This is a genomic window from Streptomyces sp. SID12501 (genome assembly GCF_010550245.1).
Taxonomy (GTDB): domain Bacteria; phylum Actinomycetota; class Actinomycetes; order Streptomycetales; family Streptomycetaceae; genus Streptomyces.
In genome coordinates this window covers 1-611 of sequence record NZ_JAAGLU010000264.1, presented here as the reverse complement: position 1 = coordinate 611, position 611 = coordinate 1, and the positions used below count along the sequence as shown (strand labels likewise).

Genomic DNA, 611 nt, shown 5'->3' with positions numbered 1-611 from the left:
TTCGATGTGGAAGCCGCGCAGCTTGACCTTCTCGTCGGCGCGGCCGACGAACTCCACGACGCCGTCGCCGCTCCACCGGGCCAGGTCCCCGGTGCGGTACATCCGGGCGCCGGCGGGGCCGAACGGGTCGGCCACGAACCGTTCGGCCGTGAGGGACTGCCGGCCGGTGTAGCCGCGGGCGAGGCCGGCGCCGCCGATGTACAGCTCGCCGGCGACCGATACCGGGACGGGGCGCAGCGCCGCGTCCAGGACGTAGACCCGCATGTTGTCGAGCGGCCGTCCGACGGGGACGTGGGCCGGTACGGGCCGGTCCGTGGCGATGACGTGGCCGAGGGCGAAGGTGGTCGTCTCGGTGGGGCCGTAGCCGTCGGCGACGACGGTGCCGGGGCAGGCCTCGCGGACCCGACGGACCGCCGCGGCCGGTACGACGTCGCCGCCCGTCCACACCTCGCGGACGCCGGCCAGGGAGCCGGGTGCCTCTTCGGCGACGAGCCGGAACAGTCCGGCGGTGAGCCAGAGTCCGGTCACCCGGTGTTCGGTGAGGACCCGTTCCAGGCCGGCGACGTCGAGTTTCCGGGGCGGGGCGACGACCACGCAGCCGCCTGTGAGCA

The 611-nt window shown here is 75.0% G+C and carries 1 protein-coding gene; it reads right to left on the bottom strand.

Translation table 11 applies throughout. The features are described from left to right. A partial coding sequence (locus G3I71_RS45630; protein ID WP_164324834.1) for an AMP-binding protein occupies window positions 1-611 on the bottom strand: 611 nt, incomplete at both ends.